Below are 25,001 nucleotides of genomic sequence, written 5' to 3' on the forward strand. Positions count from 1 at the left end.
CCTGCGGGGCGGCGAGGGCGGGGCGGGCCTGCTGCGCTCGGGCGCGGTCGGCGCGGGGCTGGTGGAGGCGCGCCGCGCCGAGGAGCTGCTCGATGTCGACGTCCCGGACGACCTGCGCGCCGCCGAGCGGGCGCTGCGGGGCGGCGGAACCTGTGACTGGAGAGGTGAGATGCCATGATCATCATCGCAAACGGCGCCCTCGTGACGCCCGAGGGCCTTCGTCGGGGCGACATCGCGCTCGACGGGGGGAGGATCGTCGAGGTCGCGGCCCGCATCGAGCCCGGCCCGTCCGACACGGTCGAGGACGCGACGGGGTGCTGGGTGCTCCCCGGCCTCATCGACGCCCACACCCACCTGCAGTGCTGGACCGGCATGGACTGGACGGCCGACAGCTTCGAGACGGGGACGCGCGCCGCGGCCTGCGGCGGCACCACCACGATCGTGGACTACGCCACGGCGGACCGCGGCGTGACCATGGACGAGGCGCTCGCCGAGTGGCATCGCCGCGCCGACGGGGCCTGCACCGCCAACTACGGGTTCCACATGGCCATCGCGGAGTGGGGCGACGACTCGCCCGGGCAGATGCGCCGCATGCGCGAGGCGGGCGTGAGCTCGTTCAAGACCTACCTCGCCTACGACCATCTGCGCCTGACCGACGCCGAGACCCTGCGCTGCCTGGAGGCGGTGCGCGAGCTCGACGCCGTGCTGTGCGTCCACTGCGAGAACGGCGACGTGGTCGACGAGCTGCAGCGCGCGGTGCTCGCCCGCGGCATCACCGGCCCCGAGGGCCATCCGCTCTCGCGCCCGGCCGAAGCCGAGGCGGACGCCGTCAGCCGCCTGCTCTACCTGGCGTCCATCGCGGGCGCCCGGGTGAACGTCGTGCACCTGTCGACCGAGCTCGGCCTCGAGGCCGTGCGCGCGGCGCGCGCACGGGGCCAGCGGGGGGTCTTCGTCGAGACCTGCCCGCAGTACCTCACCCTGGACGACACGCGCTACCTCGAGGAGGGCGACGACGGGTTCGCGGGCGCCAAGTACGTCATGAGCCCGCCGCTGCGCAAGCCGTCCGACGTGCGCGCCCTGCGCGCGGCCGTGCTCGCCGGGGAGGTCGACTCCATCGCCACCGACCACTGCTCGTTCAACCTGCACGGCCAGAAGGACCGCGGCCGCGGCGACTTCACCCGCATCCCCAACGGGGGCCCGGGCATCGAGCACCGCCCCGCCGTGATGGCGACGGCGTTCGAGGGCCGGCTCGGCCCGGTCGAGCTCGCCCGCCTCATGAGCGAGGGGCCCGCGCGGGTCTTCGGGATGTGGCCGAGGAAGGGCCGCCTGGCGCCGGGTGCCGACGCGGACGTGTGCGTGTGGGACCCGCGGGCGCGCTGGACCATCTCCGCCGCCACCCAGCAGCAGGCCGTGGACTACACGCCCTACGAGGGCATGGAGGCGCACGGGCGGGCGCATCTGGTGTATGTGGGCGGCGTGCTCGCGGCGCGCGACGGGGCGCCGACGGGGGCGCGCCCCGGGACGTATGTGAGCCGGTAGGGGGTCCGGCCGACCGGGGCGCTCCAGGGGGTCACGCCAGCCGGACGAGCCTTCCGGCGCGCAGGCTCCCCGCGAAGACCGGGCAGGTCAGGACCGGGGCCAGCGCGGCCGCGAGCGCCCGGGCGGCCGCGAGCGCCCCGTCGGTCTCCACCTGGTTCACCACGACGAGGTCGTCGGGCATGCCGACGAGGCCCTCGGCGGCGATGCCGCGGGCAACCAGCTCGGGCGTCGCGGGCTCGTAGGGGGCGCACCCCGTGAGCCGGCGGAAGACCTGGGGCCGGTGGACGATGTCGTACACGGGGAGCTCGAAGCCCGAGGCGCCCACCACGTAGACGATGCGCGAGCAGCCCTCGGGGATGACCGGCTCGTACTCGTTGTGGGCCTTGAAGGGCAGCCCCCGCGAGCCGTCCGCCTCGACCAGGACGTACTCGGCCGCGGCGGCGAGCTCGTCCCAGCCGGCGTCGGGCTCCGCGAGCTTGCCCGTCCCGCGCTCCACCCGGCCGACCTGGGCGAGGCCGCCGGCGTCGCCGGGCAGCTCGCGCGGGGAGGCGGCGAGCGGGACCCCCTCGGCGGGGAACATGCGGGTGGAGGTCGCCAGCAGCGTGCGCGCGCCCCGCGCCGCGAGGCCGCGCCCGCCGGTCGCGAGCAGGGTGGACTTGCCGCCGCCCCCGATCACGGCGGTGATGCCGCGGACGGGCTGCAGAAGATCGGTGAGGTCTGTGGTGCGTTCGGTGTTCATGTGCCTCGCCTTCCCTTTGGGCGCGGGCGCCGCACGGCGCCTTCGCGCCGGCGCCCGCGAGAGTACAGCGGATGCTTGGCAGACACGGTACCATTATCGGCAGGGGCCCATGCGCCCCGCGGAGCGAAAGGACGAAACGGGCATGCTGGCATACATCAGGGGGGCGGGGGACATCGCCACGGGCATCGCGCTGCGCCTGCACCGGGCGGGCATCGACGTGGTGATGGCCGACATCGCGGAGCCGACCTGCATCCGCCGGACGGTCGCCTTCAGCGAGGCGGTCCGCTGCGGCACCGCGCAGGTCGAGGACGTGCGCGCCCGCCTGGTCGCCTCGGCGGCGGAGGCGGCCGGCGCGCTCGCCGCCGGGGAGGTCGCCGTGGCGGTGGACCCCGCGGCGCGCCTCGTCGGCGACCTCGCGCCCGACGCGGTGGTCGACGCCATCCTCGCCAAGCGCAACCTGGGGACCTCGATCGACATGGCGCCCGTGGTCGTCGGCGTGGGGCCGGGGTTCACGGCGGGGGTCGACTGCCATGCCGCCGTGGAGACCAAGCGCGGCCATTACCTGGGGCGCGTGCTCTACGAGGGCTCGCCCGCGGCCAACACCGGGGTGCCGGGCGTGATCGCGGGGGCGGGCGCCGAGCGCGTGCTGCGCAGCCCCGCCGACGGCCCGTTCGTGTGCGTGAGAGAGATCGGGGACCTGGTCCGTGCGGGGGAGGTCGTGGGGAGCGTCGCCGGCGAGCCCATGCGGGCGACCATCGACGGCGTCCTGCGCGGACTGCTGGCGCCCGGCGTGCCCGCGTTCAAGGGCATGAAGGCGGGGGACATCGACCCGCGCGGGGACGCGTCGTTCTGCGCGACGGCGTCCGACAAGGCGAGCGCCGTGGGCGGCGGCGTGCTCGAGGCGCTCTGCCACTTTACGGGGCGGCTGCGCGACCGGTAGGCGGCGTCGTCCGGTGCCGTCGTCCGGGGCGGGCCGGCATGGCCCGCCGTCCGCGGGGCGCGTTCCGCGGGGCGGGGAGGAGCGGCGCGGGCCGTGCGGGCCCGGCGCCGGGGAGGGAGGCTTTCCATGGAGAAGCTGGAGATCGTCGACCGTCTGCGCGGCGCGGTGCGGGAGCGCGGGCGCGCCGAGCTCGTGATCGTCACGGGGACGCAGGGGTCGAGCCCGCGCTCGGCGGGGGCCTGGATGGCGGCGCTCCCCGACGGCGCGTTCGCCGGCACGGTGGGCGGCGGCAAGGTGGAGGGGCTCGCCCAGCGCGAGGCCGCGGAGCTGCTGTCGAGCCGGTGCAGCCGCGCGGTGCGCTACACCATGGGCGGGCCGTCGAGCGATACCGGGATGATCTGCGGCGGCTCCATCGACCTGCTCTACCTCTATATGGATGCGACATCGCTTCCCGTGCTCGACGAGGCGGGGGAGGTCCTGCGCACGCGCGGCGAGGGCGCGCTGGTCGTGGACGCCTCCCCGCTCGGCGAGCCCGCGCCCGACGCGCCCGCGCACGGCGCCGGGAGCGCCCGCACCTGCACGGGGCCGCTCGGCATCCGGATCGAGCGCCCCGTCGGCCCGGGGGCGCCCGTCGCCGGCATGGCGGGGGGCGTCTACGTCGAGCCGCTGTGCCCCGAGGGGCTCGCCTACATCTTCGGCTGCGGGCACGTGGGCCGCGCGCTCGCCTCCGCGCTCTTCGCGGCGGGCTTCGCGGTCGTCGCCTGCGACGACCGGCCCGAGATGCTGGCCCCCGAGCTCGTGCCCCATGCCGCGGACCGTCGGCTCGTCGACTACGCGGACCTCGCCGCGACCTGCCCCATCGGCCCACGCGACCTCGTGGTCTCGGCGACCGCCGGCCACGCCTCCGATTACGAGGTCGTGTCCCAGGCGATGGCCGCGCACCCCTCGTACCTGGGCTGCCTCGGCAGCAGGCGCAAGACGGCCTTCGTGCGCGCCCGCCTGGGGGAAGACGGCTTCCCGCCCGAGGAGGTCGAGCGGCTCCACATGCCCGTCGGCCTCCCCATCCATGCCGAGACGCCGGAGGAGATCGCCGTCAGCATCGCCGCCGAGATGATCGCGCATCGCAGGACCGTCATCGTCCCGCGTCCGCATTAGGGGGACGCCGATCGATCCGCGTCCCGCCGCGGCGGCGCCCGGCGCGAGCGCGGCCGGCCGGCGTCTCCCTCGGTCGAGGCGGGGCGCATCCCGCCGCGTGCGATCGCGCGTCGGATGGGGAGGGGCGCGCCGGGGCATGCCCGGAGCGGTATCATCGGTGCGACGAGTCCCCTGCGCCCGCCGCCCCGCGGACGCGTTCGAAAGGATGCGCATGACCTACGACTTCACCACGATCATCGAGCGGCACGGGCAGGACGCCCTGGCCGTGGACGGGCTCGGCTCCGGAGCGGCGCCCGAGGCGCCCGAGGCGGGCTTCGACTTCATCCCCATGTGGGTCGCCGACATGAACTTCCCGGTGGTCCCTGCCATCCAGGAGGCCGTCATCGAGCGCGTCAGGCAGCCGCACTTCGGGTACTTCGCACCCCGCGAGGAGTATTTCGCCAAGATCGTCGAGTGGCAGAGCCTTCGCAACGGCGTCGAGGACCTCGAGCCCAAGCACATCGGCTACGAGAACGGCGTGCTGGGCGGTGTCATCTCCGCGCTCAAGGCCTTCGCGGCGCCCGGCGACGAGGTGCTCGTCCACAGCCCCACCTACATCGGCTTCACCAACGCGCTCGCCAACGCGGGGTTCCGCATCGTCCACTCGCCGCTCAGGCTCGATGGCGGCGGCGTCTGGCGCATGGACTTCGACGACATGGAGCGGGTGCTGTCCGAGTGCTCCGTCCACGCCGCCATCTTCTGCTCGCCGCATAACCCCACGGGCCGCGTGTGGGAGCGCGACGAGGTCGAGCGCGCCATGGAGATCTATCGGAGGCACGACTGCGTGGTGATCTCCGACGAGATCTGGTCCGACATCATCCTGCCCGGTCACCGGCACGTCCCGACCCAGTCCGTCTCCGAGGACGCGCGCATGCGCACCGTCGCGCTCTACGCGCCCTCCAAGACCTTCAACCTGGCGGGGCTCGTGGGCGGCTACCGCATCGTCTACAACGGGTACCTGCGCGACCGCATCGCGGCCCAAGCGTCGAAATCCCATTACAACGCGATGAACGTCCTGTCCATGCACGCCCTCATGGGCGCCTACGGCGCCGAGGGGCGGGCGTGGCTGGACGAGCTGCGCGAGGTCATCGCGGGCAACGTCGACTTCGCGTGCCGCTACATCGCCGAGCGCTTCGATGGCGTCGCGCTCTCCAGGCCCGAGGGCACCTACATGCTCTTCCTGGACTGCACCGCGTGGTGCGCGGCCCGAGGCGCGAGCCTGGACGACCTGCTGCGCGCCGGCTGGCGCGTGGGCGTGGGCTGGCAGGACGGGCGGCCCTTCCACGGGCCGTGCCACATCCGCATGAACCTGGCGCTGCCGCTCTCGCGCGTGCGGGAGGCCTTGGAGCGCCTGGACCGGTACGTGTTCAACGCGTAGGGCGCGCAGGCGCGCGAAGCCCCGCGCCGCACGGGCCCGCGCGCGGCCGCGAAATGTGGATTTCCGCCGTACGTGAGCTTTTCGTGACATCGCGGACGGCATGCGCGTATCATACCGACTCGTATTGCCCGGCTCCTGCCGGTGCATCGTCGTGCCGGTCAGCCATACCCGGTGCGGTCGCGGCAGGAGGCACGAGGACAGCGAAGCGCGAGGCCGCGCATACCGGCCGTCAAGCGCAAAGCCACGCCCCGTGCGTAAAACCCCAAGAAGGAGTGAACATGGCAGAGGAGAAGTACGTCCCGCGCCTCAAGACGAAGTACGTCAACGAGGTCAAGCAGCAGATGCAGGACAAGTTCAACTACAAGAACGTCATGATGATCCCGAAGATCGAGAAGATCGTCGTGAACATGGGCGTCGGCGAGGCCGCGACCGATTCCAAGGCCATCGAGGGCGCCGTCCGCGACCTGCGCACCATCACCGGCCAGCAGCCGATGGTCACCCGTGCCCGCAAGTCCATCGCCTCCTTCCACCTGCGCGCCGGCATGCCGATCGGCGCCAAGGTCACCCTGCGCGGCGACCGCATGTGGGAGTTCTTCGACCGCCTGACCTCCGTGGCGATCCCCCGTATCCGCGACTTCCGCGGCATCTCCCCCAAGAGCTTCGACGGCCGCGGCAACTTCTCCATGGGCGTCACCGAGCAGCTCATCTTCCCGGAGATCGACTTCGACTCCGTCGACCGCACCCGCGGTATGGACATCACCATCGTGACCACCGCCAACACCGATGAGGAGGCCCGCGCGCTTCTCGACGCGTTCGGCTTCCCGTTCAAGAAATAGGTTCATCTGCTCCGGCTCCGGGCGGCGCGCAGACGGCGCGCCGCCCGTCCGGTGCTCTGATACAGCAATGTGAGGAGGAAATAAGTGGCTAAGACATCGATGATCGTCAAGTGCAACCGCAAGCAGAAGTTCTCCACGCGCGAGTACACCCGCTGCCAGCGCTGCGGCCGTCCGCATTCGGTCTACCGCAAGTTCGGGCTGTGCCGTGTCTGCTTCCGCGAGCTTGCGCTCAAGGGCGAACTTCCCGGCATCAAGAAGGCCAGCTGGTAAGTCACTGCCAGCGCGCGCGGAGCCGCGCTCCGCGTCGCACGGAAGATCGTGCCAGGTTAGGCTCGTCCGCTACGGGTGGATGAGAACCGGTGGCACAGGTTCATCAAGAACGAAGGAGAATCTGCATGAACGTCACTGACCCGATCGCAGATATGCTTACGCGCATTCGCAACGCGAACTCTGCGAACAAGGCCGAGGTCTCCATGCCGAGCAGCAAGAAGCTCGTGGAGATCGCGCGCGTCATCTACGAGGAGGGCTACATCTCCGGCTACACGGTCGAGGACACCGAGCCGCAGAAGACCCTCCACATCACCCTCAAGTACGGTCCCAAGAAGCAGAAGGTCATCAACGGCATCAAGCGCATCTCCAAGCCGGGTCTGCGCAAGTACGCCGGCGTCGCCGACCTGCCCCGCGTCCGCGGCGGCCTCGGCACCGCGATCATCTCCACCAGCCGCGGCGTCATGACCGACCGCGACGCCCGCGCCACGGGTGTCGGCGGCGAGGTCATCGCCTTCGTCTGGTAACGGGTTCGGCTGGTAGAAGGAAAGGATATTCCCGTGTCTCGTATCGGTAACAAGCCTGTCCAGATTCCCGCCGGAGTCGATGTGGCAGTCAACGGCACCCATGTGACCGTCAAGGGCCCCAAGGGCACCCTTGAGAACGATTTCTACAGCAAGCTCACCATCAGCGTCGAGGACAACGTGCTGACCGTCTCCCGTCCGGACGACGAGCGCGAGACCCGCGCCATGCACGGCCTCACCCGCGCGCTGATCCACAACATGGTCGTGGGCGTCTCCGAGGGCTTCAGCAAGTCCCTCGAGCTCGCGGGCGTCGGCTACCGTGTCGCGCTCAAGGGCAGCACCCTCGATCTGTCCCTGGGTTACTCCCACCCCGTGACCTACGATGCCCCCGAGGGCATCACCTTCGAGGTGCCCGACAACACGCACATCAACGTGAAGGGCATCAGCAAGCAGCAGGTCGGCCAGGTCGCGGCCGAGATCCGCTCCAAGCGTCCGCCCGAGCCCTACAAGGGCAAGGGCATCCACTACGTGGGTGAGCACATCCGCCGCAAGCTCGGTAAGGCCGCCAAGTAACGGTAGCCGCCGTCACGCTGTAAGACCGGTACCCCGTCAGGTGCCGGCACATCTCATCGAAGGAGTTTCGCTATGGATAAGCAGAAGGCGAAGAGGGAAGGCCTCAAGCGTCGCCAGCGTCGCGTCCGCGGCAAGATCTTCGGCACCCCGGAGCGCCCGCGCCTGCGCGTCACCCGTACCAACGCCAACATCTACGCTCAGATCGTCGACGACACCAAGGGCCACACCCTGGTCTCCGCCTCGACGCTCGAGAAGGAGTTCGAGGGTATGACCACCTCGAACAAGGAGGCTGCCGAGAAGGTCGGCGAGATCGTGGGCAAGCGCGCCCTCGAGGCCGGCATCGACGCCGTCACCTTCGACCGCGGCGGCCGCATCTATCACGGCCGCGTCAAGGCCCTCGCCGATGGCGCCCGCGCCGCCGGCCTGAAGTTCTAGGAGGTATGTAGCTATGGCTCGTAATCAAAAGCAGCAGCGCGAGGCCTCCGAGTTCGAGGAGCGCGTCGTCTTCATCAACCGTGTTTCCAAGACCGTCAAGGGCGGTCGCCGCATGTCCCTCGTGGCCCTCGTGGTCGTGGGTGACGGCAAGGGCAACGTGGGCCTCGGCATGGGCAAGTCCGCCGAGGTGCCCCTGGCCATCTCCAAGGCCTCGCTCGACGCCAAGAAGAACATGTTCCACGTCCCGGTCACCGAGGACGGCACCATCCCCCATGATGTCATCGGCCACTTCGGCGCCGGTCGCATCATCATCAAGCCCGCTGTCGAGGGTACCGGCGTCATCGCCGGCGGCGCGGTCCGCCCGCTGTTCGAGCTTGCCGGCATCAAGAACGTGCTGGCCAAGTCCCTGGGCACCGACAACGGCCTGAACATCATCAAGGCTGCTGCCGAGGGCCTCAAGGAGCTCTCCAGCCCCGAGGACGTCGCCGCCCGCCGCGGTCTCACCGTCTCCGAGATGTTCGTCGGGAAGGAGAAGTAGGCATGGCTAAGACCATCAAGATCCAGCAGGTCCGCAGCATCAACGGCTGCAAGGAGGACCAGAAGAGGACCGTGCGCGCCCTCGGCCTCCATCGTATCCGCGAGGTCCGCGAGATCGCCGACAACGAGAGCGTCCGCGGCATGATCTTCAAGGTCAAGCACCTTGTCGAGATTGTAGAGGAGTAGCAATGCAGCTTCACGATCTTAAGCCCAACGCGGGCTCCACGCATAAGCGCAAGCGCGTCGGCCGCGGCAACTCGTCCGGCCAGGGCACCTATGCGGGCCGCGGCCAGAACGGCCAGGGCTCCCGCTCCGGCGGCACCAAGGGCGCCGGCTTCGAGGGCGGCCAGACCCCGCTCGCGATGCGCCTGCCCAAGCTCCCCGGCTTCCGCAACCCCCGCCGCATCGAGTTCACACCCGTGAACCTCTCCACCCTCGAGCTCAAGTTCGAGGACGGCGCCGTGGTGGACGGCGCGGCCCTCAAGGCCGCCGGCATCATCAAGAAGGAGTTCGAGCCCGTCAAGGTCCTCGGCGACGGCGAGCTCACCAAGAAGCTCACGGTCAAGGTCGATAAGGCTTCGGCTTCCGCCAAGGCCAAGATCGAGGCCGCCGGCGGAAAGGTCGAGCTGCCGTGCTAACTGGTCTTCAAAACGCATTCCGTATCAAGGAGCTGCGCGGGAAGATCATGTTCACCATCGCCATGCTCGTGCTGTACCGTATCGGTGCGCACGTGCCCGTGCCCGGCATCCCCTTCCAGGGGATGACGGGCCTTTTCGCATCCGCCAACGATTCCATCGCCGGCGGTGCGATGGCCCTGCTGAATCTGTTCTCCGGCGGCGCCCTGTCCTACGTCTCGGTGTTCTCCCTGGGCATCATGCCCTACATCACGAGCTCCATCATCATGCAGATGCTGCAGAGCGTCGTGCCGAGCCTGCATGAGCTCGCGCGCGAGGGCGAGGTCGGCCAGACCAAGATCACCCAGTACTCGCGCTACCTCACGCTCGCGCTCGCGCTCCTGAACGCCGTGGGCTACCTCTTCCTGTTCAAGAGCTTCGGCATCCAGTTCAACGGCGCGGACGCCCCCGAGGTCATCTTCGACATCATGGTCGTCGGCACCCTCGTGGCCGGCGCCATGCTGATCATGTGGATCGGCGAGCTCATCACCCAGCGCGGCATCGGCAACGGCATGAGCCTGATCATCTTCGCCAACATCATGGCCGGCCTCCCGCAGGCCATCTTCTCCTCCGTCAGCGACGGCGGCACGGCGAGCATCGTCCTCACCGCGGTGATCTTCGTGATCATCCTGTGCGTGATCCCGCTCATCGTCTTCATCGAGCGCGGCCAGCGCCGCATCCCGGTGCAGTACGCCAAGCGCGTGGTCGGTCGCCGCATCATGGGCGGTCAGTCCACGTACCTGCCCATCAAGGTGAACACCGCGGGCGTCATCCCCATCATCTTCGCCAGCGCGATCCTGTACCTGCCCGCACAGCTCGCCGTGTTCTTCCCCGGCGTGGGCTGGGTCCAGGCCTTCGCGGGCGCCCTGTCGAGCGGTTGGATCAACTGGATCCTGAACGTCGTGCTGATCGTCTTCTTCGCGTACTTCTACACCTCCATGGTCTTCAACCCCGAGGACACCGCGGAGAACCTGAAGAAGCAGGGCGGCTTCATCCCCGGCGTCCGCCCGGGCCGCGCCACCGCCGCCTACATCAAGAACGCACTCTCCAAGATCACGCTGCCCTCCGCCGTGTTCCTGGCCTTCATCGCCATCGTCCCGTCGATCGTGTTCTCGTTCACGGGCAACCAGCTGATCCAGGCCTTCGGCGGCACCTCCGTGCTGATCATGGTCGGCGTCGTCATGGACACCATCGCCAAGGTGGAGAGCCAGCTCAAGATGTACGATTACGACGGGTTCTTCAAGTAGGCCCCGTCGGGTAAGCACCGTCAAGCGCAAGAAAGGCAGGCAACCATGAACCTTGTTTTGCTGGGAGCCCCCGGTGCCGGTAAGGGCACCCTCGCCCAACAGCTCGTCGCCGAGTTCGGCGTCGCACACATCTCCACCGGCGACCTTCTGCGCGCCGCCGTCAAGGGCGGCACGGAGCTGGGCGTCCAGGCCAAGAAGTACATGGACGCCGGCGAGCTCGTCCCCGACCAGCTCGTCATCGACCTCGTGAAGGAGCGCCTCGCCGCCGACGACGCCCGGAAGGGCTTCATCCTCGACGGCTTCCCGCGCAACACCATGCAGGCCGTCACGCTCGACTCCGAGCTGTCCGGCCTCCATCGCGAGCTCGACTGCGCGCTTCTGGTCGACGTCGCATCCGACGTGATCATCGGCCGCCTCTCCGCGCGCCGCGCCTGCCGCGACTGCGGCTACACCGGCACCGCCGCGGACGAGACCTGCCCCAAGTGCGGTGGCGAGATGTACCAGCGCGACGACGACAAGCCCGAGACGATCGCCAACCGCCTCGACGTCTACGAGAAGAACACCGCCCCGCTCGTGGAGTACTACCGCGGCCAGGGCAAGCTCAAGATCGTCGACGGCACCGGCGCCATCGACGACGTCTACGCGCGTGCGAAGGAAGTCCTCGGTCTATGATCAAGATCAAGTCCTCGGCTGAGATCGAGCAGATGAAGAAGGCCGGGGCGCTGTCCAAGATGGCGCTCCGGCGCGTCGGCGCCATGGTCCGCCCCGGCGTCTCCACCTTCGAGCTCGACCAGCTCGCCGAGCAGATCATCCGCATGCACGGGGGCACGCCCGCCTTCAAGGGCTACGGCGGGTTCCCCGGGACCATCTGCGCCTCCGTGAACGACCAGGTCGTCCACGGCATCCCCAACCCCGACGTCATCCTGCGCGACGGCGACATCATCTCCGTCGACACCGGCGCCATCGTGGACGGCTGGGTGGGGGACAACGCGTGGACCTTCTACTGCGGCAACCCCTCCGATGAGGTCAAGGCCCTGTGCGAGGTCACGCGCGACTGCCTCAAGGCGGGTATCGAGCAGGCCGTGCCGGGCAACCACATCGGCGACATCGGTCACGCGGTGCAGACGCTCGCCGAGAGCCATGGCTACGGCGTGCTGCGCGACTACGTCGGCCACGGCGTGGGCCGCGTGATGCACGAGGACCCCAACGTGCCGAACTACGGCAAGAAGGGGAGGGGCGTGCGCCTCGCCGCCGGCATGGTCATCGCGATCGAGCCGATGATCACCCTCGGCACGAACCACGTGACCACCGGCGCCGACGGCTGGGTCGTGACCACCAACGACCACCTCGCCGCAGCCCACTACGAGAACACCATCGCCATCACCGACGACGGCCCGGTCATCCTGACCGTCGACGAGCGCGGCCCCTGGTGCTCCATGCAGGGCGGCCAGCTCTAGGAGCGGACCCTGGGAAATCGGGGGCACCGGGAACCTGGGGGCGGGCCGGGAAAATGGGGACAGGCACTTTTTTCCCAGCCGTTGGGAAAAAAGTGCCTGTCCCCATTTTCCCGGCCCGCCCGCTATGTTTCCATCAGGTCCGCTGCGCCATTCGAATGTGGAGCCTTTACGGAAAGGTCCCGGGCACCGTATTCTTTGCTAATATTCTCTACTGCTGTCGTTTTCTAGAGAAAGATGATTGCTTTGAAGAAGGAAGATGCTATCGAACTCGAGGGCAAGGTAACCGAGCCGCTGCCCAACGCCATGTTCCGCGTCGAGCTCGAGAACGGTCATTCGGTCCTCTGCTCCATCTCGGGCAAGATCCGCATGAACTACATCCGCATTCTCCCGGGTGACAAGGTCGTCGTGGAGCTCTCCCCGTACGATCTCACCCGCGGTCGCATCACCTATCGCTACAAGTAGCGACGGCGACATAGCGCATCCCGACGATCGCGAGGACCGCTCAGCCTCACGGTCGTCTTGGCATGCGGGCCAGCCATCAGTTGTTCACGCCTGCGGCTGGGCGAGTAGATAGATCATTCCACCATTTTGTAGTTTGAGCACTACCGAGAGGAAGAACGATGAAGGTACGTCCTTCGGTCAAGAAGATGTGCGATAAGTGCAAGATCATCCGGCGCCACGGCAAGGTCCTCGTCATCTGCGAGAACCCCCGTCACAAGCAGCGTCAGGGCTAAGAGAGGAGACCAACGTTGGCCCGTATCAATGGTGTCGACCTTCCGCGCGAGAAGCGCGTTGAGATCGGTCTGACCTACATCTACGGCATCGGCCGCACCACCGCCACCAAGATCTGCAACGACTGCGGTATCAACGTCGATACCCGCGTCCGCGACCTCACCGAGGAAGAGGTCGACAAGATCCGCAAGTACATCGACCAGAACCACATCATGGTCGAGGGTGACCTCCGCCGTGAGCGCAACCAGAACGTCAAGCGCCTCATGGACATCGGCTGCAACCGCGGCCTGCGTCACCGCAAGGGCCTCCCTGTCCGCGGCCAGCGCACCCACACCAACGCCCGTACCCGCAAGGGTCCGAAGCGTCAGATCGGTGCCAAGAAGAAGAAATAAGGGAGACTGACTACCTATGGCTACTGCTAAGAACAAGCGCGGCCAGGCTGCTCGCATCAAGCGCTCCGACCGCAAGAACATCTCCGTGGGTCAGGCCCACATCCGCTCGACCTTCAACAACACGATCGTGTCGATCACCGACGCCCAGGGCAACGTCATCGCCTGGAAGTCCGCCGGCACCGTCGGCTTCAAGGGCTCCCGCAAGTCCACGCCGTTCGCCGCGCAGATGGCCGCCGAGGCCTGCGCCAAGATCGCCATGGAGCACGGCATGCACAAGGTCGCCGTCTTCGTGAAGGGCCCCGGCTCCGGTCGCGAGACCGCCATCCGCTCCCTCCAGGCCGCCGGCCTCGAGGTCTCGAGCATCCAGGACAAGACCCCCATCCCGCACAACGGCTGCCGCCCCAAGAAGCGTCGCCGCGTGTAACTCGAAAGGATCGATAAACTATGGCAATCGATAGGACTCCGGTTCTCAAGCGCTGCCGTCAGCTCGGGATCGATCCCGCTGAGCTCGGCTACAGCGGCAAGGAATCCAAGCGTCAGCCCAAGCGTCGCCGCAAGGAATCCGAGTACGGCATGCAGCTGCGCGAGAAGCAGAAGGTCAAGTTCATCTACGGCGTGCTCGAGAAGCAGTTCCACACCTACTTCGTCCGCGCCCGCAAGATGCCCGGCGTCACCGGCGAGAACCTCATGAAGCTGCTCGAGTGCCGTCTCGATAACGTCGTGTTCCGCCTCGGCTTCGCCCGCACCCGCAAGGAGGCCCGTCAGACCGTGCGCCACGGCCACTTCACCGTGAACGGCCGCCGCGTCGACATCCCCTCCTACCAGGTCAAGCCCGGCGACGTCGTCGCCGTCGGCGAGAAGTTCCGCGACCTCCTTCCCATCAAGGAGGCCCTCATCTCCTCCGAGCGCTTCGAGGTCCCCGGTTGGCTCGAGGTCGATATCGAGAAGCTGTCCGGCAACGTGCTGTCCATCCCGGCGCGCGAGCAGATCAGCGGCGATATCAACGAGCAGCTCATCGTCGAGCTCTACTCTAAGTAGTCCATCCGGACTGCTGAGGCTGGAGGTAATACATGTCAGAATTCATTAGGCCTCAGGTTCAGGTCGAGGAGATCAACGAGACGTCCGCCCGCGTGTCCGTCGAGCCGCTCGAGCGCGGCTACGGCGACACACTGGGCAACTCGCTCCGCCGCGTGCTGCTGTCCTCCCTCGAGGGCGCCGCGGTGGAGGCCATCCAGATCGATGGCGCCCAGCACGAGTTCATGACCATCCCGAACATGGTCGAGGATGTCACGGACATCGTCCTGAACGTCAAGGGCCTGGTGTTCCGTTCGCTCGGCACGACCGACGAGGGCACCGCGACCATCTCGGTCGACGGTCCCTGCGAGGTCACCGGTGCGGACTTCTTCATCCCTTCGGAGTTCGAGCTCGTCAATCCCGACCAGCATATCGCCACCCTCAACGAGGGCGGTCACCTCACCATGAGCATGCGCATCGGCTACGGCCGCGGCTACGTGTCCTACGAGGGCAACAAGCGCGACAACGACCCGATCGGCGTCATCTGCGTCGACTCGCTCTACTCGCCGGTCCGCCGCTGCGCCAAGCTCGTCGAGGCGTGCCGCGTCGGTCAGCACACCGACTACGACCGCCTCGTGCTGGAGATCGAGACCAACGGCGCCATCACCCCGCGTGAGGCCGTCGTCTCGGCTGCGAACATCATCAACCAGCACATGGCCGCCTTCATGAACCTCGCCGACGCCCCCGAGGCGGAGGAGGAGGTCTCGATCTTCGCACCCGAGACCACCAGCGACAACGCTGAGCTCGACAAGCAGATCGAGGATCTCGACCTCTCCGTGCGCTCCTACAACTGCCTGAAGCGCGCGAGCATCCATTCGGTGCGCCAGCTCGTCGAGTTCTCTGAGAACGACCTGCTCAACATCCGCAACTTCGGCGTCAAGTCGATCGAGGAAGTCAAGGACAAGCTTGAGTCCATGGGGCTGAGCCTCAAGGCGTAAGCGCCCTGTGTTATAGAGGAGACTAACCAATGCGTCACAACAGGAAGAAGGGCCTGAAGCTCGGCACCGACGCGAGCCACACCAAGGCCATGAAGAAGAGCCTGGCCCAGGCGCTCTTCACCAACGACCGCATCAAGACCACCATCACCCGCGCCAAGGCGCTGCGCAGCTACGCCGAGCCCATCATCACCTGGGCCAAGAAGGGCGACCTGCACTCCCGCCGCCTGGCCATCGCCAAGCTCGGCGACAAGGACCTGGTGAAGGAGATCTTCGACAAGGCCGCTCAGGGCATGTGGGCCGACCGCAACGGCGGTTACACCCGCATCATGAAGCTCGGCACCCGTAAGGGCGACAACGCCGAGATGGTCATCATCGAGCTCGTCACCGAGCCCGTCGTCAAGAAGGCCGCCGCTCCCGCGAAGGCCTCCGCTCCGAAGAAGGCCCCCAAGAAGGTCGAGGAGGCTCCCGTCGAGGAGGCCGCGACCGAGGAGGCTCCCGCCGAGGAGACCGAGGCTTCGGCCGAGTAACCTGGAACCGCCGGTTCATGGTATGCAAGGGCACGTCGCGAGGCGTGCCCTTTTTGGTACCGGGAGACGAGAGGGGATGTGCGAATGATCGAGGTGAGCGCCGCGCGCGTGCGCTACCGGGACGGGGAGCCGGCGGCGCTCGACGGCATCGACCTGCGCATCGAGCGCGGCTCCGTGGTCGCGCTCGTGGGCTCCAACGGATCGGGCAAGTCCACGCTCGCGCAGCTGCTGTGCGGCATGCGCCTCGCGGACGAGGGCAACTGCACCGTCGACGGCATCGACCCCGCCCGGGGCGCCGACGACCGGCGGGAGGTCCGCCGGGCGGTCGGCCTGGTCCGCCAGCACCCCAGCGACCAGATCGTCTCCACCGTCGTGGCCGACGAGGTCGCCTTCGGTCCCCGCAACCTCGGTCTCGGACCGGACGAGGTCGCGCGCCGCGTGGAGGCCGCCCTCGGCGCGGTGGGGCTCGACGGTTTCATCGACCGCGACACGGGGGCGCTCTCCGGCGGCGAGCAGCAGCTGCTCGCGCTCGCCGGCGTCCTGGCGATGGAACCCTCCTACCTCGTGCTCGACGAGGCGTCCTCCATGCTGGACTCGACCGCCCGCCCGGCGTTCCGCGCCCTCGTGCGCTCGCTCGCCGCGAAGCGCGGCGTCGGCGTGATCCAGGTGACCCACGACCCGGTGGAGGTTCTCGGCTCGGATCGCGCGGTGGTGCTCGATGGCGGACGCGTCGTCTTCGACGGCGAGCCGGCCGCGCTGCTGTCCGAGCGGTCCGGGCTGTGGGACCGCACGGTGGTCCGCGGCCCTCTTGTCGAGGCCCTGAGGGCCGTCCACGGCCTCGGATGCGCCCCGTCGGCGTGCTGCGACCCGGAGCTCGCCGTGGAGCGCCTCATCGCGTCCTACGGGCGCGGCGAGGTGGCGCGCGAGGAGGTCGGGCGCGTGCGCCGGCTGCTGGGCGGGGGAGCACGGGACGGGGCGGGGCGCGGTGACGCGGGGCGTACCCCGAAGGCGCCCTGCGTCCGCCTGCGCGGCGTCTCGTTCTCCTACGGGGACGGCGCCCGGGCGCTCGACGCGGTCGATCTCGAGGTCGCGGCGGGCGAGGTCCTGCTCGTGGCCGGGCGGTCCGGTTCGGGCAAGTCGACGCTCGCCTGCGTCGCCTCCGGTCTTCTGCCCGCGGACGCGGGGGAGGTCCTGGTCGGCGGCCGGGCGCCCCGCGTCGGGGAGGTCGGCGTGGCCTTCCAGCGCCCCGAGGACCAGCTGTTCTGCGAGAGCGTCCGCGACGAGCTCGCCTTCGCCCCGCGCAACCTCGGATGCGACCCCGACGAGACCTCCCGTCGCGTCGAGCGGGCCTGCGCGCTGGCGGGGATCGGCCCCGAGCTTCTGGATCGCTATCCCTTCGACCTGTCGGGCGGGCAGGCGCGCCGCGTCGCGGTGGCCTCGGTCGTGGCGCTCGGCGCGGCGGCCTACCTGCTCGACGAGCCGACCGCCGGCCTCGATGCGGCGGGCAGGGGAGCGCTCCACGCGCTCGCGCGCGACCTCGCCCGCAGCGGGGCGGCCGTCGCCGTGATCAGCCACGACCTCGAGGAGTGGCTGGGCGAGGCGGACCGCGCGGTGCTCATGGGGTCCGGCCGCATCGTCTGGGAGGGGGCTCCCGAAGACCTCGTGCGGAGCCCTGGGGCCTTCGAGGCCGCCGGCATGCGCCCGCCCCTGTCGATCGAGCTCGCCGCGCGCCTCGGGCGCGCGCTGGAAGGGGGTGCCCGATGAGGATCTCGTCACCGCTCGGGTCGTTCGTGGCCCGCGACACGCCCGCCGCCCGGGTCGACGCCCGCGTGAAGATCGTCCTGCTGCTCGCCGCGACCGTGTCGGCGTTCGCCACGGGGGCCTCGCCCGCTCTCGCGCTCTGGGCGGTGCTCCTCGTCGCGAGCTGGGGCCTGGCGCGCATGGACCCGCGGTCCTTCCTGGGCGCGCTCGCCCCGGTCGCCGTCATCCTGGCGTTCACCTTCGCCGCCAACGCGCTCGCCCTGGACGGCCACGGCGACATCGCGCTGGCGGGCCCCGTCGGCATCGACACCGCCGGCGCGCTGCGGGGCCTGTCCGCCGTGTTCCGGGTCGCGGTCCTGCTCGGCCTGGCGCTCGCCGTCTCCGCCTCGACCACCCCGCCGCAGCTCGCGGACGCCTGCACCCGGCTGATGTCCCCGCTGCGCCGCGTCGGCGTCCCGGTGGCGGAGATCGGCCTCATGCTCTCGCTCGCCCTGCGGTTCATCCCCATCGTGTCGGAGGAGTTCGACCGCATCAGGCTCGCCCAGCGGTCGCGCGGGGTGGACTTCGACCGCGGCGGCGTCGTCGCCCGCGTGAGGGCGTGGGCGTCCGTCCTCACGCCGCTCGTGGTGAGCCTGTTCCGGCGCGCCGACCGCCTGGGGGAGTCCATGGCCGCGCGGTGTTATGCTGACGGGGCGCCGGCCGCGGAGCGCGCTCCGCTGCCGGCCCGGGACCGCGTCGTGCTCGCCGCGGGGCTGGCGGTGTGCCTGGCGATCCCGACCGCGGCCGCCTGCATCTGACCGATCGACCGAGAGACCGAGGAGCTTCCATGACAGAGGGCCTGCAAGCCGAGGAGGGGCGCCCGTGCGGCGCGACGCCGCCCGAGGGGGGCGCGGGACCGCGCGGGGCCGACGGCGGCACGATCGTGCTGCGGCTCGGCTATGACGGGACGGCGTACTCGGGGTTCGCCGAGCAGCCCGACGGGAGGATCGCGACCGTGGCGGGGGAGCTCCGCCGCGCGCTCGAGACCTTTCTGCGCCGCGAGGTCGACATCACCTGCGCGGGGCGCACCGACGCGGGGGTCCACGCCGTCGCGCAGTACGTGAGCTTCCCGGTGAGCGCCGAGGAGCTCGGGATCGGCGAGCGACGCCTCATGCGCGCCTTCGCGGCGCTGCTCCCGCACGATATCGCCGTCAGCGCGGTCCTGCGCGCCGATCCGGGGTTCTCCGCCCGGTTCGACGCGCGCTCGCGCACCTACACCTACCGCATCGCGACGGGCGACGCGCCGCCGCTGCTCACCCGTTCGGTCACCTGGTGGCACCGCGGCGCGCTCGATGTGGGCGCCATGGAGGACGCCGCCGCGCGCATCCTGGGGGAGCGCGACTTCAAGAGCTTCTGCAAGACCTCCTCGGCGGTCGGCAAGCCCACCTGCCGCAACGTGATGAGCGCCGACTTCCGCACCGAGCGCAACCTGGGGGAGGAGTGCCTGGCCTTCACCATCCGCGGCAACGCCTTCCTCCATTCCATGGTGCGCACGATCGTCGGCACGCTCGTCGAGATCGGCGGCGGCCGGCGCGACCCCGCTTGGATGGACGAGGTGCTCGCCGCCCGGGACCGCGCCGCCGCGGGCCCCACCGCACCCGCCTGCGGCCTGTGCTTCATGGGCGTCGAGTACGACGAGGGGGCGCTCCGGCCGCTGTAACATGTGATTCATCTGAACGCGCCGCCGCGCGGGCCGCTTTGGCAACCTGCGCCGATGGGCGGGTGGTACCATGGGCACGTTGGAGATTCCTTCGGGAGGCTGACGTGGCCCATCGAGCAGCAAAGCGACCGCGCGTGTCTTTGATTCTCGCCGTCCGCGACGGCGCGGGCCATCTTGTGCGCACGGTCGAGAGCGTGCTCAACCAGTCCTTCGCCGACCTCCAGCTCGTCGTGGCGGACTGCGCGTCCACCGACCGCACCGCCTCCATACTCGAAAGCTTCCATGACCGCGATATCCGCGTCGAGCTCGTCCGCATGGACGGGACGGACCGCGCGCCGGCGCTCAGGGCGGCGCTCGACGCCGCACGGGGCTCGGGCGTGGTCTTCATGGGCCAGGACGACTGGCTCGCCCCCGGTTTCCTCGAGCAGCTGGTCTCCTTCGCCGACGACGGGCGTCTCGCGTGCGCGTTCCCCGTGCGCTGCGAGGACGCCTGGGACAAGCGGGGCGAGGCGTGCGCCACGCGCCGCCGCCAGGCGCCCACCTCCGTGCTGGAGGGCCGTCCGGCGGTCCGCCGCGGCGTCCCCGACCTCTACGAGCGCGGTATCGTCGCGGGCGCGGCGGGCGTGCTGCTCGACCGCGGCCTCGTGCTCGAGCGCCGGGCGGCCCTCGACGCCGATGAAAGCGGCCTCGCACTCGTCGCCTCCTGCCTCGAGGATGCGGAGCGGGTCGGGGTGTGCGAGGGGGCCTGCTACCATGCGGTCACCTTCGGTGTGGGCGGCGCCCGCCCCTTCGACCCGGGGTTCGCGGCGCGCTGCGCCCGCGAGCACGGCATCATGATGGGGCTTCTGGACCGCTGGGGCCTCCGCCACGACCCCGCCGCCGCGGGCCCCGTCCACCGCAGGCACGTCCGCCGACTCATCGAGTGCATCGACAACGCGAGCGTGGGATCGAGCGCCATCTCGTCGATCGAGCGCATGGAGCGCGTGCAGGACATCATCGACGCCGAGGACGCTCAGGCGTCGCTCGCCGCCGTGGCCCCCGCCGCCCGCGAGTTCGGCATCATGTACAAGCCCATGGCGCAGCGCAACGCGTCCGGCTGCTGCATGGGTTCGCGCCTGCGCGAGATCGCGCGCGTGTCGCACCTGCCCATCGGCCCCATCCTGTAGGGCCGCGCCCGCCCGGCGCGCCGCCCCGGGCAGATATGCGCGTTCGCTTCGCTTTCCCGCTATCCTATGCAGCTAATAGGACTAAATCCGTCAGTTTATGGTGTTTTGAGTCATGCGTGTTAAATCGCACCGTGCCGTCGCGCTCGGACGCTCCATACGGATAAAGTACGTACGCAGATATGAGACGAGAGCATGGGAGGACGGACGAGCCATGGCCAAGAAGCGCAACGGACGACAGGACGCGATCCGCGAGATCGTTCGCAACAAGGACGTGCGCACCCAGCGCATGCTGGTCGAGGAGCTCAAGAAATGCGGCTTCGACTGCACCCAGGCGACGGTGTCGCGCGACATCGCCGACATGGGCCTGCGCAAGCTGCCCGAGGGCGTCTACGTGCTCGCCGAGGACCTGCATCTCCAGCGCATGACCTCCGAGCTCGTCGTGGACGTGACGCGCGCGGACAACCTTGTGCTCGTCAAGGCCCAGCCCGGCACCGCCTCGGGCATCGCCGCCGCGATCGACGCGGCGGAGCTCCCCGACGTGCTCGGCTCGCTCGCCGGCAACGACACCATCCTGGTCATCGCCCGCACGGCCGCCGACGGCGAGCGCCTCGAGGCCATGATCACCAAGCTGGGGAGCGTCCGCAAGTGAGCATCGCCCTTTTGCACGTCCTGCTGATCTCCCTCGTCCTGCTGCTCCCCATCGCGCTCGTCGCCCTGCTCGCCTGGTACTGCATCCGCCTGAGGGCCTGGCGCCGCTCCCGGTCCTAGTCCCGGGAGCCCGCGGGCATCTCCCGATCGCCCGGCCCTCCTATCTCAGGGCGAACCCGATCCCCGCCTATGAAAACGGCCCCCGATGCGTCGGGGGCCGTTTCGTTTCAGCCGGCTATGAGGTGAGCGGGGTGGGCTCCGGTTTCGGTTCGGGATTCGGCTTGGGGCCGGTGGGCTCGTTGCCCGAGCCGGAACCGGTGTTGCCGCCGGACCCGCCGTTCCCGCCCGAACCGGTGTTGCCGCCGGACCCGCCGTTCCCGCCCGAACCGGTGTTGCCGCCGGAACCGGTGTTGCCGCCCGAACCGGTGTTGCCGCCCGAACCGGTGTTGCCGCCCGAACCGGTGTTGCCGCCCGAACCGGTGTTGCCGCCCGAACCGGTGTTGCCGCCCGAACCGGTGTTGCCGCCCGAACCGGTGTTGCCGCCCGAACCGGTGTTGCCGCCCGAACCGGTGTTGCCGCCCGAACCGGTGTTGCCGCCCGAACCGGTGTTGCCGCCCGAACCGGTGTTGCCGCCCGAACCGGTGTTGCCGCCCGAACCGGTGTTGCCGCCCGAACCGGTGTTGCCGCCCGAACCGGTGTTGCCGCCCGAACCGGTGTTGCCGCCCGAACCGGTGTTGCCGCCCGAACCGGTGTTGCCGCCCGAACCGGTGTTGCCGCCCGAACCGGTGTTGCCGCCCGAACCGGTGTTGCCGCCCGAACCGGTGTTGCCGCCCGAACCGGTGTTGCCGCCCGAACCGGTGTTGCCGCCCGAACCGGTGTTGCCGCCCGAACCGGTGTTGCCGCCCGAACCGGTGTTGCCGCCCGAACCGGTGTTGCCGCCCGAACCGGTGTTGCCGCCCGAACCGGTGTTGCCGCCCGAACCGGTGTTGCCGCCCGAACCGGTGTTGCCGCCCGAACCGGTGTTGCCGCCGCCGGGCGTGGTGGGGGTGGTGCCGCTCGTGTTGCCGTTGCCGATGTCGGTCGATTCGGTGCCGTCGGTCTCCTCGGTCGTCTCCCCCCCCTCGGTCTCCTCCTCGGTCGCGTCGGAGGCGCCGAAGTTGCCGCCGACGAAGTCCCATTCGCTGCTCGGCTTGTAGGTGACCTGCTTATCGGTGGAGGGGAACTCCTCGCGCGGGGTGTCGGCGAGGACGGCGTTCATGAAGTCCTGGAAGATGGGCAGCACGGTGTCCTGGGTGTGCAGGTAGGGGATCGCCTCGTTGGTGAGGGAGCGGCCCACCCAGATGGAGACGGACAGCTGCGGGGTGTAGCCGCAGAACCACAGGTCGGTCGTGTCGCTCGCGCTGCCGCCGGTGCCGGTCTTGCCCGCGACGGGCTGGTTGATGTCGTAGGGGTATCCCGACGAGCCGGTGCCGCCGCTGCGCAGGACGGTCTCCAGCACGTTGTTGACCTCCTGGGCGACCTCCTCGGAGATGACCTTCTCGGGGGAGTCCGTGTGCTGGTAGAGCACCTCGCCGGAGCGGTTCGTGATCTGCGTGATCGCCACGGCGTCGCGGTGCTCGCCGCCGGCGGCGAAGGTGGCGAAGGCCTCCGACATCTCGAGGGTGGAGCAGCCCACGGCGCCGCCGGTCAGGGTGAGGGACGCGGCGCTCTGGTCCATCTGCGCGGCGTCGGTGTCGATGCCGAGGCGCTCGGCCATGTCGATGACCTTGTCGTTGCCGATGGCGAGCGCCACCTGCACGTACCCGGTATTCGACGAGCGCGCCGTGGCCTCCGCGAGCGACAGGGTGCCGTAGGAGTAGCCGCCGTAGTTCTGCAGCGTGTAGTCGTCGGTGATGGTGACGGGGGAGTTGCAGTTGATGTAGGTGTTGTACGGATCCATGCCGTCCTCGATGGCGGCGGCCAGCGTGACCGCCTTGAAGGACGAGCCGGTCGAGCGGCGCGAGGTGGCGTGGTTGATGTGCTCGTCGGTCGAGTAGTAGTCGCGTCCGCCGACCATCGCCAGGATGTAGCCGGTGTCGGGGTCGATCACCGTCATGCCGACGTCGAGCCCGTCGACGCCCAGGCCGTCCATCTGGCTGTAGGCCGCCTGCTCGGCCGCCGCCTGGATCGTGGGGTCGATCGTGGTCTGGATCGTGAGGCCGCCGGCGAACAGCACATCGGTGGAGAACTCGTCGGACAGCAGGTTCTTGACGTAGTCGACGAAGTAGGGGTAGGCGTAGGTGCCGTTCATGGGCTGCTCGGTCACGTTCAGCACGAGCTCCTCGGCGGAGGCGGCGTCGGCCTCCTCCTGGGAGATGACCCCGTTGCGCACCATGCGCGACAGGACGATGTTGCGGCGCTGCACCGCGAGGTCAGGGTTGACGGTGGGATCGTACTGGGAGGGCGCGTTGGGCAGGCCGACGAGCAGCGCGGCCTCGGCGAGGGTGAGGTCGGAGGCGTTCTTGGAGAAGTAGGTCTGCGCGGCGGCCTGGATGCCGTAGGCGCCGTAGCCGTAGTAGATGGTGTTGAGGTACATGGTGAGGATCTCCTCCTTGGAGAAGATCTTCTCCATCTGGATGGCGATCCACGCCTCGCGGACCTTGCGCTCGATGGTGTTGTCGAACTGCTCCTCCGACAGGATCGTGTTGCGCACGAGCTGCTGGGTGATGGTCGAGGCGCCCTCGGAGCCGCCGGTGAGCTGGACCACCACGGCGCGCATGATGCCGAGGATGTCGACGCCGTTATGCTGGTAGAAGCGCTCGTCCTCGGTGGAGACTGTGCCCTGGAGCACGTAGGGAGAGATCTGGTCGTAGGTGACGCTCTCGCGGTTCTGGACGTAGAGGCTGGCGATCTCGTTGCCGTTGGCGTCCAGGATGCTCGTGGGCTCGGAGACCATGTAGTTGTCCGCGTCCGTGTAGTCCGGGAGGTCGGACAGCCAGCGGTTGACGTTGCCGATCATCCCGATGCCGAAGGCGACGCAGAACAGCAGGAAGAACCCGAAGAACGACCCGATGACGATCGGGAGCATATGCGTCTTGGAGCGGTGGCGCGAGTGGCGCTCGCGAGGACCCATGGCAGACCTCCAACCGTATGCCCCGGCCGGCGCGGCGGGCGCGCGTGCCGGGACGTGACGTACATAGATGTTGTTACATTAGCGCAACATCTCGGCGCGCAGGCTCCGGTATGCTGTGCTGCGGGAAATTACAGACCGATTGCATAGCGCGGACTCCCGGTGCCCCGCCTCGGGCGCACCGGCCGCGACGGGAGGGGAGGGTCGATGAAGGCCCGGATACCCGAGCTGCTGGCGCCCGCCGGCTCGCTCGACGCGCTGCTCGCCGCGCTCGCGGCCGGGGCGGACGCCGTCTACACGGGGCTCGGCGCCCTGAACGCCCGCGCGGCCGCGTGCGACCTGACCGAGGCGGACCTCGCGCGCGCCTGCGCCCTCGCCCACGCCCGCGGCGCGCGCGTCTACGTCACCGAGAACGTCTACCTGCGCGAGGGGGAGGCCCCGCGCGCCCTCGCGCTCGCCCGGGCGGCCCGCGACGCCGGCGCGGACGCGCTCATCGTGGCGGACGCCGGCCTCGCCCGCCTCCTGCGCGAGGAGCTGCCCGACCTCGAGCTCCACCTCTCGACGCAGGCGGGCGTCATGTCCGCCCGCGCGGCGCTGCTGGCGGGCCCCGCGCGC

At 69.5% G+C, this 25,001-nt stretch carries 31 protein-coding genes; 29 read left to right on the forward strand and 2 right to left on the reverse strand.

Annotated elements, in window-relative coordinates; all coding sequences use genetic code 11:
• The first annotated feature begins 174 nt into the window (after nucleotides 1-174).
• Nucleotides 175-1,539, forward strand: coding sequence for a dihydropyrimidinase (gene hydA, locus PHA29_RS06900; RefSeq protein ID WP_270405060.1), 1,365 nt, complete (start codon nucleotides 175-177; stop codon nucleotides 1,537-1,539).
• A gap of 31 nt (nucleotides 1,540-1,570) precedes the next feature.
• Here the strand turns inward: hydA and yqeC are convergent, their stop codons facing one another.
• Nucleotides 1,571-2,278, reverse strand: a complete 708-nt coding sequence (gene yqeC, locus PHA29_RS06905) for a selenium cofactor biosynthesis protein YqeC (RefSeq protein WP_270848842.1) — start codon at nucleotides 2,276-2,278, stop codon at nucleotides 1,571-1,573.
• A 142-nt stretch (nucleotides 2,279-2,420) separates the two neighbouring features.
• Between yqeC and yqeB the strand changes: the two genes are divergently transcribed.
• The 27 genes from yqeB (at nucleotide 2,421) to PHA29_RS07040 (ending at nucleotide 21,397) form a co-directional block, all read left to right on the forward strand.
• Nucleotides 2,421-3,218, forward strand: coding sequence for a selenium-dependent molybdenum cofactor biosynthesis protein YqeB (gene yqeB / locus PHA29_RS06910; RefSeq protein ID WP_270405062.1), 798 nt, complete (start codon nucleotides 2,421-2,423; stop codon nucleotides 3,216-3,218).
• A 126-nt stretch (nucleotides 3,219-3,344) separates the two neighbouring features.
• Nucleotides 3,345-4,373, forward strand: coding sequence for an XdhC family protein (locus PHA29_RS06915; protein ID WP_270405063.1), 1,029 nt, complete (start codon nucleotides 3,345-3,347; stop codon nucleotides 4,371-4,373).
• Nucleotides 4,374-4,584: 211 nt separating this feature from the next.
• On the forward strand, nucleotides 4,585-5,790 hold the full coding sequence (locus PHA29_RS06920; RefSeq protein ID WP_270405064.1) for a MalY/PatB family protein: 1,206 nt from the start codon (nucleotides 4,585-4,587) through the stop codon (nucleotides 5,788-5,790).
• Between the two features lie 278 nt (nucleotides 5,791-6,068).
• The gene (rplE, locus tag PHA29_RS06925; RefSeq protein WP_270405065.1) at nucleotides 6,069-6,626 is read left to right on the forward strand and encodes a 50S ribosomal protein L5; all 558 of its coding nucleotides are present in this window, start codon (nucleotides 6,069-6,071) and stop codon (nucleotides 6,624-6,626) included.
• An 84-nt stretch (nucleotides 6,627-6,710) separates the two neighbouring features.
• Entirely contained in the window at nucleotides 6,711-6,896 is a 186-nt protein-coding gene (locus PHA29_RS06930) for a type Z 30S ribosomal protein S14 (RefSeq protein WP_039910329.1), read from the forward strand.
• Nucleotides 6,897-7,021: 125 nt separating this feature from the next.
• Entirely contained in the window at nucleotides 7,022-7,420 is a 399-nt protein-coding gene (gene rpsH / locus PHA29_RS06935; RefSeq protein WP_270405066.1) for a 30S ribosomal protein S8, read from the forward strand.
• A gap of 33 nt (nucleotides 7,421-7,453) precedes the next feature.
• The gene (gene rplF, locus PHA29_RS06940; RefSeq protein WP_270405067.1) at nucleotides 7,454-7,990 is read left to right on the forward strand and encodes a 50S ribosomal protein L6; all 537 of its coding nucleotides are present in this window, start codon (nucleotides 7,454-7,456) and stop codon (nucleotides 7,988-7,990) included.
• Between the two features lie 72 nt (nucleotides 7,991-8,062).
• Complete coding sequence (gene rplR / locus PHA29_RS06945) at nucleotides 8,063-8,425, forward strand: 50S ribosomal protein L18 (protein WP_270405068.1); 363 nt, start codon at nucleotides 8,063-8,065, stop codon at nucleotides 8,423-8,425.
• A 13-nt stretch (nucleotides 8,426-8,438) separates the two neighbouring features.
• Nucleotides 8,439-8,963, forward strand: coding sequence for a 30S ribosomal protein S5 (gene rpsE / locus PHA29_RS06950; protein ID WP_270405069.1), 525 nt, complete (start codon nucleotides 8,439-8,441; stop codon nucleotides 8,961-8,963).
• Nucleotides 8,964-8,965: 2 nt separating this feature from the next.
• A complete protein-coding gene (rpmD, locus tag PHA29_RS06955; protein ID WP_072415187.1) occupies nucleotides 8,966-9,148 on the forward strand; it encodes a 50S ribosomal protein L30 in 183 nt (60 codons plus the stop codon).
• 2 nt (nucleotides 9,149-9,150) lie between these two features.
• On the forward strand, nucleotides 9,151-9,600 hold the full coding sequence (gene rplO / locus PHA29_RS06960) for a 50S ribosomal protein L15 (protein ID WP_270405070.1): 450 nt from the start codon (nucleotides 9,151-9,153) through the stop codon (nucleotides 9,598-9,600).
• Nucleotides 9,594-10,883 (forward strand): preprotein translocase subunit SecY, encoded by a 1,290-nt coding sequence (gene secY, locus PHA29_RS06965; RefSeq protein WP_270405071.1) that lies wholly within the window; start codon nucleotides 9,594-9,596, stop codon nucleotides 10,881-10,883. The genes rplO and secY overlap by 7 nt, the downstream gene beginning before the upstream one ends.
• A 45-nt stretch (nucleotides 10,884-10,928) precedes the next feature.
• Nucleotides 10,929-11,555: an adenylate kinase gene (locus tag PHA29_RS06970; RefSeq protein WP_270848846.1), complete on the forward strand. Its 627-nt coding sequence runs from the start codon at nucleotides 10,929-10,931 to the stop codon at nucleotides 11,553-11,555.
• Nucleotides 11,552-12,340: a type I methionyl aminopeptidase gene (gene map, locus PHA29_RS06975; RefSeq protein ID WP_270848847.1), complete on the forward strand. Its 789-nt coding sequence runs from the start codon at nucleotides 11,552-11,554 to the stop codon at nucleotides 12,338-12,340. The genes PHA29_RS06970 and map overlap by 4 nt, the downstream gene beginning before the upstream one ends.
• 243 nt (nucleotides 12,341-12,583) lie before the next feature.
• Nucleotides 12,584-12,802, forward strand: coding sequence for a translation initiation factor IF-1 (infA, locus tag PHA29_RS06980; protein ID WP_144743292.1), 219 nt, complete (start codon nucleotides 12,584-12,586; stop codon nucleotides 12,800-12,802).
• A gap of 158 nt (nucleotides 12,803-12,960) precedes the next feature.
• The gene (gene rpmJ / locus PHA29_RS06985) at nucleotides 12,961-13,074 is read left to right on the forward strand and encodes a 50S ribosomal protein L36 (RefSeq protein ID WP_006363204.1); all 114 of its coding nucleotides are present in this window, start codon (nucleotides 12,961-12,963) and stop codon (nucleotides 13,072-13,074) included.
• A gap of 15 nt (nucleotides 13,075-13,089) precedes the next feature.
• Entirely contained in the window at nucleotides 13,090-13,464 is a 375-nt protein-coding gene (gene rpsM, locus PHA29_RS06990; protein ID WP_270405074.1) for a 30S ribosomal protein S13, read from the forward strand.
• Nucleotides 13,465-13,480: 16 nt separating this feature from the next.
• Complete coding sequence (gene rpsK, locus PHA29_RS06995; RefSeq protein WP_270405075.1) at nucleotides 13,481-13,888, forward strand: 30S ribosomal protein S11; 408 nt, start codon at nucleotides 13,481-13,483, stop codon at nucleotides 13,886-13,888.
• A 20-nt stretch (nucleotides 13,889-13,908) separates the two neighbouring features.
• The gene (gene rpsD, locus PHA29_RS07000; protein ID WP_270405076.1) at nucleotides 13,909-14,502 is read left to right on the forward strand and encodes a 30S ribosomal protein S4; all 594 of its coding nucleotides are present in this window, start codon (nucleotides 13,909-13,911) and stop codon (nucleotides 14,500-14,502) included.
• 32 nt (nucleotides 14,503-14,534) lie between these two features.
• Nucleotides 14,535-15,476, forward strand: a complete 942-nt coding sequence (locus PHA29_RS07005; protein WP_270405077.1) for a DNA-directed RNA polymerase subunit alpha — start codon at nucleotides 14,535-14,537, stop codon at nucleotides 15,474-15,476.
• Between the two features lie 29 nt (nucleotides 15,477-15,505).
• On the forward strand, nucleotides 15,506-16,003 hold the full coding sequence (gene rplQ / locus PHA29_RS07010; RefSeq protein ID WP_270573949.1) for a 50S ribosomal protein L17: 498 nt from the start codon (nucleotides 15,506-15,508) through the stop codon (nucleotides 16,001-16,003).
• Nucleotides 16,004-16,087: 84 nt separating this feature from the next.
• Nucleotides 16,088-17,767 (forward strand): ABC transporter ATP-binding protein, encoded by a 1,680-nt coding sequence (locus tag PHA29_RS07015; protein WP_270848851.1) that lies wholly within the window; start codon nucleotides 16,088-16,090, stop codon nucleotides 17,765-17,767.
• On the forward strand, nucleotides 17,764-18,561 hold the full coding sequence (locus PHA29_RS07020; RefSeq protein WP_270848853.1) for an energy-coupling factor transporter transmembrane component T family protein: 798 nt from the start codon (nucleotides 17,764-17,766) through the stop codon (nucleotides 18,559-18,561). Before PHA29_RS07015 ends, PHA29_RS07020 begins: the two co-directional genes overlap by 4 nt.
• Nucleotides 18,562-18,590: 29 nt before the next feature.
• Nucleotides 18,591-19,463 carry a tRNA pseudouridine(38-40) synthase TruA gene (gene truA, locus PHA29_RS07025; protein WP_270848855.1) on the forward strand — a complete coding sequence of 291 codons (873 nt, stop codon included), beginning with the start codon at nucleotides 18,591-18,593 and terminating at the stop codon, nucleotides 19,461-19,463.
• 134 nt (nucleotides 19,464-19,597) lie between these two features.
• Nucleotides 19,598-20,629: a glycosyltransferase family 2 protein gene (locus PHA29_RS07030; RefSeq protein ID WP_270848857.1), complete on the forward strand. Its 1,032-nt coding sequence runs from the start codon at nucleotides 19,598-19,600 to the stop codon at nucleotides 20,627-20,629.
• 211 nt (nucleotides 20,630-20,840) lie between these two features.
• Nucleotides 20,841-21,278 (forward strand): arginine repressor, encoded by a 438-nt coding sequence (locus PHA29_RS07035; protein WP_270405083.1) that lies wholly within the window; start codon nucleotides 20,841-20,843, stop codon nucleotides 21,276-21,278.
• Nucleotides 21,275-21,397 (forward strand): hypothetical protein, encoded by a 123-nt coding sequence (locus PHA29_RS07040; protein WP_270573956.1) that lies wholly within the window; start codon nucleotides 21,275-21,277, stop codon nucleotides 21,395-21,397. The genes PHA29_RS07035 and PHA29_RS07040 overlap by 4 nt, the downstream gene beginning before the upstream one ends.
• A gap of 115 nt (nucleotides 21,398-21,512) precedes the next feature.
• On the opposite strand, the gene PHA29_RS07045 is transcribed toward PHA29_RS07040, so the two are convergent.
• Complete coding sequence (locus PHA29_RS07045; protein ID WP_270848859.1) at nucleotides 21,513-24,389, reverse strand: transglycosylase domain-containing protein; 2,877 nt, start codon at nucleotides 24,387-24,389, stop codon at nucleotides 21,513-21,515.
• A 204-nt stretch (nucleotides 24,390-24,593) separates the two neighbouring features.
• On the opposite strand from PHA29_RS07045, the gene PHA29_RS07050 reads away from it, so the two are divergent.
• On the forward strand, nucleotides 24,594-25,001 hold a 408-nt coding region (locus PHA29_RS07050; RefSeq protein ID WP_270848861.1), incomplete at its 3' end, for a peptidase U32 family protein.

The organism is Candidatus Collinsella stercoripullorum (assembly GCF_027669965.1).
Lineage (GTDB): Bacteria > Actinomycetota > Coriobacteriia > Coriobacteriales > Coriobacteriaceae > Collinsella > Collinsella stercoripullorum.